This is a genomic window from Arthrobacter sp. ov118, from assembly GCF_900116495.1.
GTDB lineage: Bacteria > Actinomycetota > Actinomycetes > Actinomycetales > Micrococcaceae > Arthrobacter.
In genome coordinates this window covers 282,040-295,741 of record NZ_FPAY01000001.1, presented here as the reverse complement: position 1 = coordinate 295,741, position 13,702 = coordinate 282,040, and the positions used below count along the sequence as shown (strand labels likewise).

Here is a 13,702-nt window from a genome sequence, read left to right as displayed (position 1 = left end):
GCCTCCGAGCCGCCGGCCGGTGGCCCGAGGCGGCGCCGTGGGCGACGCGCGCGGCTGCCCGGCCCGGGGTAGCGTCGATTGGTCAAGGAAATTACGTTTCGATAACATTGATGTTTTTGCAAGCTGTCCGGAAGGGTTTTTGTGTCGAACGAGCGAACCGCAGCCACTTTGCCTAGTGCGGACGCAGGTTCACCGGCGAACCGAAAGGCCAACTACCGCCCCGAAGTTCAAGGCCTGCGGGCCTTCGCCGTGCTGATGGTGGTCACCTACCATGTGTGGCTGGGGCGGGTCTCCGGCGGCGTGGACGTCTTCCTTCTCATTTCGGCTTTCCTGATGACGCTCAGCTTCACGCGGAAGATCGAAAGCGGCACGCCGCTGCGGTTGCTGAGCCACTGGCTGCACCTGCTCAAGCGCCTGCTGCCCGCCGTCGTCGTGGTGGTACTCGGCGTCCTCGCCGGCACCTGGGCGATCCTGCCGCAAAGCCGGTGGCCGGACATCCTCGACCAGGCCTGGGCGTCGCTGCTGTACCGGCAGAACTGGCTCCTGGCGGACAACGCAGTGGACTACTACGCCCAGGATCATGCCGGCGCGAGCCCGCTGCAGCACTTCTGGTCGCTGTCGATCCAGGGCCAGGTGTTCGTGCTCTGGCCGCTTGTCTTTGCCGGCACCGCGCTTCTTTCCCGGCTGCTCCGCCGCTGGACCGGCGAGGACCGCGCGCTGTTCCGCTGCCGGCCGCTGCTGACCGTGGCCTTCGGCGCCATCTTCGCCGTGTCGCTCACCTACTCGATCGGGCAGACCGCCACCAACCAGGCCCACGCCTACTTCGATACCGGGGCCCGGCTCTGGGAATTCGCCCTCGGCTCGCTCCTGGCCCTCGCCCTGCCCTACGTGAAGCCCGGCAAGTTGGCGCGGGTCGTGCTGGGCTGGGCCGGGCTGGCGGCCATGCTCTCCTGCGGGCTCCTGCTGACCGTGGACCGGTCATTCCCCGGCTTCATTGCGCTGTGGCCCACGCTGGCCGCCGCCGCTATCATCAGCGCCGGGCAAAGCGGCAGCCGGTTCGGCGTCGACCGCCTCCTGACCTGGAAACCCCTGGTGGCGCTGGGGGACAACTCGTATGCGCTCTACCTCTGGCACTGGCCCCTGCTGGTCCTGGCCCTCGCCGGGGCGGGCATCACGGCGCCGAACCTTGTCCAGGGCCTGTGCATCGTCGCCGCGTCCGTCGCTTTGGCGGTGCTCACCACACGCTACGTGGAGATGCCGTTGCGCGGGTGGCACTGGCCCAAACGCCGCGCCTGGCGCACCGCCGTCGTGATTGCCACCTGCGGTGCCGTGCTAGCCGGTCCCGTCACCCTCTGGCAGGGCCAGCTCACCGCCGAGGAGGCGGCGGCTGCGTCCCAGCCGAAGGAACTGACCCCCGGTGCGGCCGCCCTGGCGCCGGAAAACGCGGGAAAACCCACCCCTGAGGCCAAAATCATCCCCGCGCCGGCGGCGATGAAGAACGAGTGGGCCGATATTGACGGGCTGTGCACGGACGAGAATGTCCCCGCCGACCCGCTGCTGCAGGGCTGCCTGCAGAACAACAAGCCGGAGAAAGTCACCAAGCGGATCGTGGTGCTCGGCGACTCGCACGCCCAGCAGTACATGGCGGCGCTCGGCCCCATCGCGAAGAGCCATGGCTGGGAAGTTGTCACGCTCCTGAAGGGCAACTGCCGCTTCGGCGGGCAGTCCCCGGAGCGGGACGCGGACTGCAACGCGTTCAACGCGGCCAGCTCCCGGTACGTCCTGGACCACCGGCCCGACGCCGTCTTCACGGTCGCGTCCCTGACCCACAAGGATGCCCCGTATGAGACCGAGGTGCCGCAGTACCTGGAGGGCATTAGACCCTTCACCGACGCCGGCATGGACGTGGTGGGCATCCGGGACAACCCGCGCTTCAACATCAACATGCCGGAGTGCGTCCAGAAGAACGGGGCCGGCGCAGCCGAGTGCAACGTGCCGAAACAGGAGTCGCTCGCGGGATCCTCTCCGCTGGACGCCTACCGCGGCAAGGTGCCCGGGCTCCACCTCATGGACATGAGCGATTTCATCTGCGCCGGCGGAACCTGCCCGGCCGTGGTCGGCAACGTGTACGTCTACAAGGACGACAACCACCTGACCAAGACGTACGTGCAGACGATGGTCCCCATGTTCGAAAAGCGGCTGCTCGCCACCACCGGCTGGAGATAGGCCGGGGTCCCGTCGCGCGCATGGGATGGCTCACATTCGCGCGCAGGTTGCCTCCCCGGAATATGGCTATCGCCGCCGAGGTTCTACTATTTATTCAACACGTCTGCACCACCTTCTGCACAGGCCAGACCCGTAATGACGGGCTGGTCATCAGCTGCAACCCCTACCCGTGAACCCCGTAACCCAAGGTAAGAGGCGCACTCATGACCCAGCCCGAACACAATCCCTTTGGCTTCATCGGCCTGACGTACGACGACGTCCTGCTCCTGCCCGGCCACACCAACGTGATTCCCTCGGAAGCGGACACGTCCTCCCGGATTTCCAAGCGCATCACGGTCCAGACCCCGCTGCTGTCCGCGGCCATGGACACCGTCACGGAGTCCCGGATGGCGATTGCCATGGCGCGCCAGGGCGGCCTCGGCGTCGTGCACCGCAATCTCTCCATCGAGGACCAGGCCGACCAGGTGGACCGGGTCAAGCGCAGCGAATCCGGCATGATCACCAACCCCCTGACCATCGGCCCCCAGGCCACGCTGGCCGAACTGGACGGCATCTGCGCACGCTACCGCGTCTCCGGGCTGCCGGTCGTGGACGAGGGCAACAGGCTGCTGGGCATCGTCACCAACCGCGACACCCGCTTCGTGCCGGAATCGGACTTCCCGCTCCGGCTGGTCAGCGACGTCATGACCAAGATGCCGCTCGTTACCGGACACGTCGGCATCAGCCGCGAGGAAGCCTCGCACAAGCTGGCCACGAACAAGATCGAGAAGCTCCCGCTTGTTGACGAGCAGGGCCGGCTCAAGGGCCTGATCACCACCAAGGACTTCACCAAGGCCGAGCAGTATCCGCTCGCCACCAAGGACGAAGAAGGCCGCCTGCGCGTCGGCGCGGCCATCGGCTTCTTCGGCGACGGCTGGGAGCGCGCCATGACGCTCATCGACGCCGGCGTGGACGCACTCTTCGTGGACACCGCGAACGGGCACTCCCAGGGCGTGCTGGAAATGATCAGCCGGCTCAAGGCCGAGCCTGCCGCGGCGCACGTTGACATCATCGGCGGCCAGGCCGCCACCCGCGAAGGTGCCCAGGCGCTGATCGACGCCGGCGCGGACGGCATCAAGGTCGGCGTCGGTCCCGGCTCCATCTGCACCACCCGCGTCGTCGCCGGCGTCGGCGTCCCGCAGATCACCGCCATCTACGAGTCGGCGAAGGCGGCCATCCCGGCCGGCGTCCCGCTGATCGCCGACGGCGGCCTGCAGTACTCGGGCGACATCGGCAAGGCGCTCGTGGCGGGTGCCGACACCGTGATGCTCGGTTCCCTTCTGGCCGGCTGCGACGAATCGCCGGGCGAGCTGATCTTCGTCAACGGCAAGCAGTTCAAGAGCTACCGCGGCATGGGCTCCCTCGGGGCCATGCAGACCCGCGGCAAGAACACCTCTTACTCCAAGGACCGCTATTTCCAGGCCGACGTCTCCGGCGATGACAAGCTCATCCCGGAAGGCATCGAAGGCCGCGTCGCCTACCGCGGCCCGTTGTCCTCTGTGGCGTACCAGCTGGTCGGCGGCCTCCGCCAGACCATGTTCTACACCGGCGCCCCGACCGTCGCCGAGCTGAAGGCCCGCGGCAAGTTCGTGCGCATCACCGCGGCGGGACTCAAGGAGTCCCACCCGCACGACATCCAGATGACGGTGGAAGCGCCGAACTACGGTTCGCGCTAGCATTCTTCCGCCAAAACGCATGAGCCCGCCGAACGCCAGTTCGGCGGGCTCATGCGTTTCTGCCTCACCGTTTTCTCCCCAACAGGGCGCCCCACGGTTCGCGGCGCCCCCTCACACCGGTTCCGGGCCCCGCAACTAGGCTGGAGTCATGTCTGAACTTGTGCCCGCGCGCGAGCCGAAACGCAAGCTCGCGCTGAAGCCCTACGCCCGCGCCGTGGCGCAGGTGCTGCGCGTAAGCTTCCGGGCCTCACCCGCGGCCGTCATCATGAAGGTCCTTGGCTCGCTGATCTCGGCACTGCTGCCGCTCGTCACCACCTACTTTGCCGCCCTGACCACCACGGCGCTTGCCGCCGCCTACGCCGGCAACGCCGAGGCGGGCAGACAGGCCATCGTCTACGTCATCATCACCGCGGTGCTCGGGCTCTTTTGGGGATCGTTCAGCAGCGTGGACCGCTACATCCAGCAGCTCATGAGCTTCCGGGTCGGCGCGATCGTCGGCGATCTGATGTACGAGCGCTTCCTGAGCCTGGACTTCTGGCGCTACGACGACAAGGAGACGGTTGACCTCTACGACCGCGCCAAGCGCTTCTCCGATTCCTACTCCCGGGTCCTGGACCGGATCGCGGCGATCTTCACCCAGCTCGTGTCCGTGATCCTGGCCATCGGCGCGCTGCTGCTGGTCAGCTGGTGGATCGCCGCGATCGTCCTGGTCGCGATCGTCCCCAGCGTCTACCTGCAGTTCAAGCTCTCGCGCGAACAAATCGCGCACTGGAATACGCAGGTCGATTCGCGGCGGCAGCGGAGGATGATCGAAACCAACCTCCTGCGCCCGCAGCATATTGCCGAGATGCGGCTCTACGGGATCGTCGGGTACCTGATGGGGCTGCGCTCCCGGCTCCGGGACGCCGACGAAAAGCGCCGGCTGGACTTCCAGAAACGCTACATCCCCAAACAACTCGCGGCCGATGCCTTGCAGTACGGCGCCGAAGTAGTGTCCCTGATCTGGGTTGTCGGCCAGATCATCGCCAGGGCGCAGCCGGTGGGGCAGTTCCTCTACGTCCAGCAGATCGTCAGCCGGGCGCTGTCCACGGCCAACAGCCTCGTGTCCTCGCTCAGCTCGATCGACGAGGACCTGGCCAACCTCAAGGACTACGAGCTGTTCATGGCACTGCCCGTGAACGCCGGCCACGCCCCGCCCCTATTGCAGGCGCCGAAGACCGTGGAACTGCGGGACATCCGCTTTACCTACACCGGCAGCGACCTGGAGGTCATTCGCGGCATCTCCCTGACCATCCGGCAGGGCCAGCACATCGCGATCGTGGGGGAGAACGGCGCCGGAAAGTCCACCCTCATCCGCATCCTGGCCGGCCTTTACCGGCCCGACTCGGGGCAGGTGATGCTCGACGGCGTCGACCTCGCCGCCGTCGACGTGACCAGCTGGCACCGGCACCTGGCCGTCCTCAGCCAGGAATTCCTCAAATATGAGTTCGCCACGGCGGCGGAGAACATCTTTTTCGGCGACGTCGACTCAGCCCGCGACGACGGGCGGATCCGGCGGGCCGCGGCGGACGCCGAGGCCCTCGAATTCATCAACAAACTGCCCAACGGCCTGGACAACCACGTCAGCAACTGGATGGAAGACCCACGGGGCCGGAAGGGATCGGGCCTCTCCGGCGGGCAGTGGCAGCGGCTGGCGATGGCACGGAACTTCTACCGCAGCGCGTCGTTCATGGTGATGGACGAGCCGACGTCGGCCATCGACGCGCTGGCCGAGCACCGGATCTTCACGCGGCTTTTCGCCGACCGCAGCAGCACCATCATCGCCATCAGCCACCGCCTTGCCACGATCGAAAAGGCCGACGTCGTCTACATGCTGGAGGACGGCCGGATCGTGGAACAAGGCACCCACCGGGAACTGGTGGCGCTGCGGGGCCGCTATTTCCGGATGTTCGAATCCCAGCTGAGCGTTCCGGAGGCGGAGGAGATCAGCGGGGAGTGACGGGATCGCCTTCCACGGTGGTGCGAACGCGAACGATTCCGGGTTGTGGCGGGACGCTGCTGAAGCCGAACCCGACGGCGGGCCGGACCGCTGCCAGCGGACCGGCGTCGACCCCGTCCCAGCTGACCGTGGCGGCATCGATGCGGTGGAGATCAGTGACGCCGTAGTATTCCCGCCGTCCGCCCCCGGCGGTGCCGGCGGTGCGGATCCCCGGGCTGAGGAGGCCCGCGACCGGGCTCACGGCGCGGAGCCACGTCGGGTGCACCGCCAGGGGCCGGGGGATGAGGCGCGCTGCCGCGCCGAGTGCCGTCCGGGCACCGAGGGCAGCCCGGAGCCGCAGGTTCCCGGCCTCCACCGTCAGCGCTCCGCCGGCGTCGCGGGCGGCAACGGCCACGACGTGCGTCTCATCAAAGTTGTAGACCGCGGCAATGAAGCCCTCCACCTCGGCCGTCGGAGCCAGCAGGATGCGCCGCCCCGAGGGCAGTTCCACCATGACATCGGCGAATGGCCCGAACGGGGACTCCTGCCACAGCCCCACCACGGCACGCAGGCCCGACGCCGTGCCGATGCCGGCGATGTGGCCGTCGAAGATCCACCGCATGCCCATGCGGCCACCTTACGTCGCCTTGCGTCTGCACGGGCCGTTGCGCTGTCCGCCGTGACGCGTCGCGGGTAAAACCGCGTGCTGGGATAACCTAGAGCAGTGACTTACGAGATTGAGATTGGCCGAGGCAAGCGTGGGCGCCGTGCCTACTCCCTGGATGACATTGCGATCATCCCCAACCGACGCACCCGTGACCCCAAGGACGTCTCCGTCTCCTGGCAGATCGATGCCTACAAGTTCGACATGCCGGTCATCGCTGCGCCCATGGACTCGGCCATGTCGCCGGAAACCGTCATCGCCCTGGGCCGCCTCGGCGGACTCGGCGTGCTCGACCTCGAAGGCCTGTGGACCAGGTACGAGAACCCGCAGTCAGTGCTGGACGAAATCGCCGGCCTCGCGGACGAGACCAACAGCCCCGCCGTCACCCGGCGGATGCAGGAGCTTTACCAGGCGCCGATCCAGCCCGAGCTGATCACGACCCGTCTCGCCGAGATCCGCGCCGCCGGAGTCACCGTGGCCGGCTCGCTGACCCCGCAGCGCACGCAGGAACACTACAAGACCGTGGTGGCCGCCGGCGTCGACATCTTCGTCATCCGCGGAACCACCGTCTCGGCTGAGCATGTCTCCAAAGACCACGAGCCGCTGAACCTCAAGCAGTTCATCTACGAACTCGACGTCCCCGTGATCGTCGGCGGGGCCGCCGGCTACACGCCGGCCCTGCACCTGATGCGCACCGGCGCCGCCGGCGTCCTGGTCGGTTTCGGCGGGGGAGCCACCACCACCACCCGCCGCGCCCTCGGCATCCATTCGCCGATGGCCTCCGCCATCTCCGACGTCGCGGCCGCCCGCCGGGATTACATGGATGAATCCGGCGGACGCTACGTGCATGTCATCGCCGACGGCGGCATGGGCAGTTCCGGTGACATCGTCAAGTCCATCGCCATGGGCGCCGACGCCGTCATGCTGGGCAGTGCCTTGGCCCGGTCCGAGGAAGCGCCCGGCCGGGGCTGGCACTGGGGCCAGGAAGCCCACCACCTCGAACTGCCCCGCGGCGACAGGGTCAACGTCGGAACCGTGGGTCCGCTGGAAGAGGTTCTGTTCGGGCCGGGCCACCACACCAACGGCACCTCCAACCTGATCGGGGCGCTGCGCCGTTCGATGGCAACCACCGGCTACTCGGACCTGAAGGAATTCCAGCGCGTCGACGTCGTCGTCTCGCCTTACGCCGGAAACTGAGCACTAAGCGGAAAAACTGTGCGCTCCGCCGGCGGTGGAATGGCCCTGCCCATCGGGAAGACTTGGAAGTAGTCTGGTGCCCTACGAGGTACGATCCGGATGGAGGCGTAACATGAACAGTTTTCCCGGCAGTTCTTCCGCGGCCGGAGGTGCCCTGGGCCCCGCGGAGCGTGAAGCGTCCATCGCCTTCCTCAAGGGCACCGCGGACCCGGGCAGGGAACTCGACATCCTGATCGTGGGCGGAGGAATCGTCGGCGCCGGCGCCGCCCTGGACGCCGTCACGCGCGGGCTGAGCGTCGGCATCGTCGAGGCCAACGACTGGGCAGCCGGCACCTCCTCACGGTCCTCCAAGCTCATCCACGGCGGCCTGCGCTACCTCGAAATGCTCGACTTCGCCCTGGTCAAGGAGGCGCTGCACGAGCGCGGGCTCATCCTCTCCGTCCTCGCCCCGCACCTGGCCCGGCCTGTGCCGTTCCTCTACCCGCTCACCAAACATGTGGTGGAGCGGCCCTATGTCGGCGCCGGCATCGCGCTGTATGACGTCATGTCCATTACCGGCGGGCACAGCCGCGGCGTGCCCTTCCACAAGCACCTGAGCCGCCGCGGCACCCTGCGGGCCGCGCCGAGCCTGAAGAACGACGCCTTCGTGGGATCCATCAGGTACTACGACGGCCAGGTGGACGACGCGAAGTACGTGGCCAACCTCGTGCGGACCGCTGCACATTACGGCGCCCACGCCGTCAGCCAGATGTCGGTCGTTGACTTCGTGCGCGAAGGCGAGCGTGTGGTCGGCGCCAAAGTGGTCAACCACGAGGACGGCTCGAGCTTCAAGATCCGGGCCAAGCAGGTCATCAACGCCACGGGCGTCTGGACCGACGAGACCCAGGCCATGGTGACGGACCGCGGTCAGCTGAAGGTGCGCGCCTCTAAGGGCATCCACCTCGTGGTGCCCCGCGACCGGATCCAGTCCACGGTGGGGCTGATCCTGCGGACTGAGAAATCCGTGCTGTTTGTGATCCCCTGGGGCCGGCACTGGATCATCGGGACCACCGACACGGACTGGCACCTCGACAAGGCCCACCCGGCGGCCTCCAGCAAGGACATCGACTACCTGCTGGAGCACGTGAACACGGTCCTCAAACGACCGCTCACCCGCGAGGACGTCGAGGGCGTCTATGCCGGCCTGCGTCCGCTCCTGGCCGGGGAAAGCGACTCCACCGCCAAGCTCTCGCGGGAACACGTGGTGGCCCACCCCGTGCCGGGACTCGTGGTGGTGGCCGGCGGGAAATGGACCACCTACCGGGTCATGGCCAAGGACGCCGTCGATGAGGCAACGCGCAGCATGGACGAACGCGTCCCGCCCAGCTGCACGGAGTCCATCCCGCTCCTGGGGGCCAGCGGTTTCAAAGCCGCGTGGAACCAGCGGAACCGGATGGCGGAGGAGGCCGGCGTCCACGTGGCCCGGATCGAACACCTGCTCAACCGGTACGGCGCCATGGTTCCCGAAGTGCTGGCCCCCATCGCCGGCAACCCGGAACTTGCCGAGCCGCTGCCAGGCGCGGACGACTACCTCGGCGCCGAGGCCGTCTACGCGGCCACGCATGAAGGCGCCCGCCACGTTCAGGACGTCCTGACCCGCCGCACCCGGATTTCGATCGAGGCGTGGGACCGGGGTGTGTCCGCCGCTCCGGTAGTCGCTAAACTAATCGGAGACGTTCTCGGCTGGAGTGATGCGCAGCGCGAGAGCGAAGTCAAGCACTATCTGGCCCGGGTCGACGCCGAGCGCCTGAGCCAGCAGCAGCCGGACGACGAATCCGCCGACGCCGCGCGGATGGGCGTGGAGGACATCGTCCCTTTGCGCTGAGACCCAGCCGGCCGGCGGTGCGGACCACAATGGGGGTCAGGACTGCCGGCCGGCGGGCACTGACGCCACTTCGAAGGGACTACTCTTGGCGGAACCACTGGACCGGTACGACGCCGAGCTCACCACACCCGAGATGGTGATCCTCGAAATGGACGCCACCGGCAAGCTCGACGCCACGTCCCAGCTCGCGGAGCGCATGTACGAAGCTGGGCGGATTTCCGACCTGGAGGGCTTCCTCAAGCAGGTCAACGCCCGGGAACACCAGCTCGCCACCGGCTTGCCCGGCGGGGTGGGGCTGCCGCACGCCCGCAGCGAACTGGTCTCCCAGACCTCCATCGCGGTCGGCATCACCAAGTACGGAAAGGCGCTGGACTTTGGCGCCGCCGACGGCCCTGCCACTGTGATTCTGCTCATCGCCACCCCGGCGAGTTCCTTTTCGGACCACCTTGAAGTGCTCGCGACGCTGGCACGCTCCCTGTCGAAGGAATCCTTCCGGGAGTCCCTCCGCCGGGCCTACGACGCCGAAGTGATCGCCGAACTCATCAACTCCAGCCTGGTGTTCTTCGACCACTGAAGATTGGGGCGGAGGTTGGGGCAGGCCCTTTCGTGTCGACTTCGTCGCCACGCAGGGACCCGGCTGTCCCACCCTAGGCGGGCCCCGTTCCCCGTTTCGCTGTTCTACAGGGGGACGAAGTACGGTTAAGAGGTGCTGAAAACTGCCCTCAAACCCCGCTGGATCGCAGGACTGGTGTTCGCGATCGCTATTTCCGGGGTCTTTGTGCTGCTGAGTCAGTGGCAGTTCGGTCGCTCAACCCAGGCAGAAGCCCCCGTGTCCACGGCAACCGAGGACGTGCGCCCGCTCACCGCGGTCCTGCAACCCGGGAGTTTCTTCCCCGGATCGGTGGCGGACCAGATGGTCTCCGCCACCGGCAGGTACGACCCTCAAAAGCAGGTCCTCGTCGCGGACCGCCTGAATGACGGGGCGAAGGGCTACTGGATCGTCTCCGCCTTCGCCGTCACGGGTGCCCCGGCCCTGTCGGGCAGCGGGGCCACGCCGCAAACCTGGATTCCGGTCGCCCGGGGCTGGGTCGCTGATCCCGCGGACGCCGCGGCGCCGCCGTCGGGAACCATCGAACTGACGGGCCGCCTGCTGCCCTCCGAGTCCCCGCTGCCGCGCACAGATCCCGGGCCCGGCCGTGCCAGCGCCGTCTCGGTCGCCGAACTCATCAACGACTGGAACGTCAGCAGCTACCCGGGCTTTGTCGCGGCAAAGACAGAGCTTGCCGGCGGAACCGACGTCGGGGCGGAATCCGCCGTCGGTCCTGTCAAACCGCTCCGGATCGGCCCCCAGCCGCCTGCGCAGCAGGTCAACTGGCTGAATCTGTTTTATTCAGTGGAATGGGTGGTTTTTGCCGGCTTCGCATTGTTCATCTGGTGGCGGCTGGTGAAGGACGACTACCGTCGCGACCTCGAAGACGCCCACGACGAGGAAATGGCGCTCCAAGAGCCCGCCACACACGAAGACCACCACCGGGCAGGACAGCCGGCCACCGAAGCCTCCACGACCGAAGCGCCCGCCTCCACGCAGCACACAGCTGAAGCTCCTCCCGCAGAAACGCAACCACCAGCCCCCCACCCCACAGACCCGAGAGTGCAATCATGATCGAGCCCCAGCCCGCCATCCAGCCGAAGTCGACCAACGGCACGGGGAAAGCCGGCAAGAAGCGCCGCTTCGGCGGCACCGAGGCCCAAATCCGGTCCGCCCTGAAGTTCTACAAGGTCCTCGCCTACCTGACGGGCACGATGCTGCTGCTGCTGTGCGCCGAACTGATCGCCCGGTACGGGTTCGGACAGCACCTGTACGCCGGCGGCACCGACGCCGTCACCGGCCAGCCGTTCGGGCTGGGCTTCGCCGACGCCGAGCCCGCAGGGGTGATCGGCGCCGTGAACCTCTCCGTCACGGTCCTGATCGTGCACGGCTGGATGTACGTCGTGTACCTGATTTCCAACTTCCGGCTCTGGTCGCTCATGCGCTGGCCGTTCACCAAGCTGGTGGTCATGGCCCTGGGCGGCGTCGTGCCGTTCCTGTCCTTCTTCGTGGAGAAGAAGTTCCACGCAGAGGTCGAGGCCGAACTCGCGGCGAACCCGCAGGCGCCCCAGCGCTACTAGGGAGCACGCCGGCGGACGCCGGGCAGCACCACGGCGTGCCGGGCGGCGTGGGGCGCCGCGGCAGCCGCCGGGCATGTGAGTTCGCTTACCCCGGGCGGAATTCGGGGTCCGGGGAGGCTTCTCAATGTGCGGGCGGGCAGGGGCGCAAAGTAGGCTAGTGGGGTGACTACTCCCACTGCATCCCAGACGTCCCACAGGCCGGTCCTGGTTGTTGACTACGGTGCCCAGTACGCGCAGCTGATTGCCCGCCGCGTCCGGGAAGCGAATGTGTATTCGGAAGTGGTTCCGCATACCTTCAGCACCGAGCAGCTGCTGGCCAAGAACCCCTCCGCGATTATCCTCTCGGGCGGCCCCGCCAGCGTCTACGCCGACGGCGCCCCGAATGTGGGAGCGGACCTCTTCGAGGCCGGCGTCCCGGTCTTCGGCATCTGCTACGGCTTCCAGGCCATGGCCAACGCCCTCGGCGGCAAGGTGGCGCGCACCGGTCTGCGGGAGTACGGTGCCACCGAGACCACCACCCTGGGCGAGGGCCGGTCCATCCTGGCCGGCATGCCGCAGCACCAGAGCACCTGGATGAGCCACGGCGACTCCGTCCATGAGGCCCCCGAAGGCTTCGAGGTCCTCGCGACGACGGCGGGCGCCGACGTCGCCGCGTTCGCCAACGAGGACAAGCGCCTCTATGGAGTCCAGTGGCACCCCGAGGTCAAGCACTCGGCCTATGGCCAGGAAGTCCTGGAGAACTTCCTCTTCAAGGGCGCCCGGCTGGAACCGAACTGGACCACCGGCAACATCCTGGAAGAGCAGGTCCAGCGCATTCGTGAGCAGATCGGCGACTCCCGGGTCATTTGCGGCCTGTCCGGCGGCGTCGACTCGGCAGTGGCGGCGGCCTTGGTCCAGCGCGCTGTCGGCGACCAGCTGACCTGCGTCTTCGTGGATCACGGCCTGCTGCGTGAAGGCGAAGCCGAACAGGTCGAACGCGATTTTGTGGCCGCCACAGGCGTGAAGCTCTATGTCGCCAACGAGCAGGAGCGTTTCCTGAGCGCCCTGGCTGGCGTCAGCGACCCGGAGACCAAGCGCAAGATCATCGGCCGCGAGTTCATCCGCGCCTTCGAAGAAGCCGAACTGGCGATCATCGCCGAGGCTGCGGCACACGGCGAAAAGATCAAGTTCCTCGTCCAAGGCACCCTGTACCCGGACGTCGTCGAATCCGGCGGCGGCGAAGGTGCGGCCAACATCAAGAGCCACCACAACGTGGGCGGACTGCCGGAGGACCTGCAGTTTGAGCTCGTTGAACCGCTGCGCGCCCTCTTCAAGGACGAGGTCCGCGCCGTCGGCGCCCAGCTCGGACTTCCGCAGGAGATCGTCGGACGCCAGCCGTTCCCGGGGCCGGGCCTCGGGATCCGGATCGTCGGCGACGTCACCAAGGAACGCCTGGACCTGCTCCGGAAAGCCGACGCGATCGCCCGCGCCGAACTGACCGCCGCCGGACTGGACAACGAGGTCTGGCAGATGCCCGTGGTGCTGCTGGCGGACGTCCGCAGCGTGGGCGTCCAGGGCGACGGCCGCACCTATGGACACCCGATCGTGCTCCGTCCCGTCTCCTCCGAGGACGCCATGACCGCCGACTGGTCGAGGCTTCCCTACGACCTCCTGGCCCGGATTTCCAACCGGATCACGAACGAGGTGGACGGCGTCAACCGCGTGGTGCTGGACGTGACCAGCAAGCCGCCGGGAACCATCGAGTGGGAATAGCAGTGTGAATGGCTGGCCTTTAGGGGCCGGCCATTTCGTTTTGTTTCTGGCAATTCGGCTTGAATTTCGCACCGCCCCAGTGTTGCGGCCCCGCACCGGCGGATGTTTCGGGCTACCCTCGGAAGCATGCCGGTATG

Annotated in this window: 10 protein-coding genes; 9 read left to right on the top strand and 1 reads right to left on the bottom strand. The window is 67.4% G+C overall.

The window, feature by feature from the left end; translation table 11 throughout:
* Positions 1–141: 141 nt before the first annotated feature.
* The 3 genes from BM372_RS01315 to BM372_RS01305 all read left to right on the top strand — a co-directional run bounded on the left by BM372_RS01315 (position 142) and on the right by BM372_RS01305 (position 5,940).
* The gene (locus tag BM372_RS01315) at positions 142–2,226 is read left to right on the top strand and encodes an acyltransferase family protein (RefSeq protein WP_090950806.1); all 2,085 of its coding nucleotides are present in this window, start codon (positions 142–144) and stop codon (positions 2,224–2,226) included.
* 203 nt (positions 2,227–2,429) lie between these two features.
* On the top strand, positions 2,430–3,941 hold the full coding sequence (gene guaB, locus BM372_RS01310) for an IMP dehydrogenase (RefSeq protein ID WP_090950803.1): 1,512 nt from the start codon (positions 2,430–2,432) through the stop codon (positions 3,939–3,941).
* 148 nt (positions 3,942–4,089) lie between these two features.
* Positions 4,090–5,940, top strand: coding sequence for an ABC transporter ATP-binding protein (locus tag BM372_RS01305; RefSeq protein WP_090950801.1), 1,851 nt, complete (start codon positions 4,090–4,092; stop codon positions 5,938–5,940).
* Here the strand turns inward: BM372_RS01305 and BM372_RS01300 are convergent.
* Positions 5,927–6,547, bottom strand: a complete 621-nt coding sequence (locus BM372_RS01300; protein ID WP_090950798.1) for a hypothetical protein — start codon at positions 6,545–6,547, stop codon at positions 5,927–5,929. The genes BM372_RS01305 and BM372_RS01300 overlap by 14 nt on opposite strands.
* A 96-nt stretch (positions 6,548–6,643) precedes the next feature.
* On the opposite strand from BM372_RS01300, the gene BM372_RS01295 reads away from it, so the two are divergent.
* From BM372_RS01295 to guaA, 6 genes are all read left to right on the top strand, one after another.
* Positions 6,644–7,780 carry a GuaB3 family IMP dehydrogenase-related protein gene (locus tag BM372_RS01295; RefSeq protein ID WP_090950796.1) on the top strand — a complete coding sequence of 379 codons (1,137 nt, stop codon included), beginning with the start codon at positions 6,644–6,646 and terminating at the stop codon, positions 7,778–7,780.
* A gap of 112 nt (positions 7,781–7,892) precedes the next feature.
* Positions 7,893–9,644, top strand: coding sequence for a glycerol-3-phosphate dehydrogenase/oxidase (locus BM372_RS01290; RefSeq protein ID WP_090950792.1), 1,752 nt, complete (start codon positions 7,893–7,895; stop codon positions 9,642–9,644).
* Positions 9,645–9,729: 85 nt separating this feature from the next.
* Complete coding sequence (locus tag BM372_RS01285; protein WP_090950790.1) at positions 9,730–10,218, top strand: PTS sugar transporter subunit IIA; 489 nt, start codon at positions 9,730–9,732, stop codon at positions 10,216–10,218.
* 132 nt (positions 10,219–10,350) lie between these two features.
* The gene (locus BM372_RS01280; protein WP_090950788.1) at positions 10,351–11,307 is read left to right on the top strand and encodes an SURF1 family protein; all 957 of its coding nucleotides are present in this window, start codon (positions 10,351–10,353) and stop codon (positions 11,305–11,307) included.
* Positions 11,304–11,813, top strand: coding sequence for a DUF3817 domain-containing protein (locus BM372_RS01275; RefSeq protein ID WP_090950785.1), 510 nt, complete (start codon positions 11,304–11,306; stop codon positions 11,811–11,813). The genes BM372_RS01280 and BM372_RS01275 overlap by 4 nt, the downstream gene beginning before the upstream one ends.
* 162 nt (positions 11,814–11,975) lie before the next feature.
* On the top strand, positions 11,976–13,565 hold the full coding sequence (gene guaA, locus BM372_RS01270; protein ID WP_090950783.1) for a glutamine-hydrolyzing GMP synthase: 1,590 nt from the start codon (positions 11,976–11,978) through the stop codon (positions 13,563–13,565).
* The last annotated feature ends 137 nt before the right edge of the window (positions 13,566–13,702 follow it).